The sequence below is a fragment of the Vibrio sp. 1978 genome, assembly GCF_033344345.1.
Genome location: NZ_JAWPOP010000669.1, coordinates 1 through 617, shown reverse-complemented (window position 1 = coordinate 617; position 617 = coordinate 1). Strand labels below are relative to the sequence as shown.

Annotated in this window: 1 protein-coding gene; it reads right to left on the bottom strand. The window is 42.3% G+C overall.

The window, feature by feature from the left end; translation table 11 throughout:
* Positions 1-59: 59 nt before the first annotated feature.
* Positions 60-341 (bottom strand): hypothetical protein, encoded by a 282-nt coding sequence (locus R8N49_RS28450; protein WP_000575657.1) that lies wholly within the window; start codon positions 339-341, stop codon positions 60-62.
* Positions 342-617: the final 276 nt, after the last annotated feature.

Sequence of the window (617 nt, the reverse complement as noted above, 5' to 3'; positions counted from 1 at the left end):
ATTCTCTTTAAAACTTTCTCAAATTTGTTTTTGTTTAACATCGAGTTCTCCACACAAAGTTACTGGCCGAGCATCCCAGCCAAGGTGGTCTGCTGGCCTTCGCTACAAGGTGCAAATCCGGCAAAAGCACCGGCATTAACCTTGAGCTCATCAAAGCGTCCATCGGTGTCCCGGTAGTACACCTTACGTTTTCCAATTCCACCTTCGAGGTTTGCGGCCAACCAGGCGATCACTGCATCAGCATCGTTCGTAACTGATGCTCCCTGATCCAGATCGATAAGTACCAGGTGGGTGTCCGTCTGGAGTGCCACTTCAAAGGTCGCTCTTACATCAAAAATCACTGGTCGCGCTCCTTGTAAAAAGTGGGCATTCAGCACCACCTATCCTATTCCAAAAACTCTACTTTTTCAAAGATACATTTTAATAAGTAGAACAACAGCAAGAAGAACTTAAATTTATTTACCGTAATTATCATAATTACGGTAATACGGTAATACGGTAATTTTACAGATTTAGATGGAATGGTATAAGATGTCTCGCTGGAACATACTTGCTGAAAAAACGCTTAACAACGATAGTGAAAGCAACATGTACAGGTGCGAGAGATAATATGTATA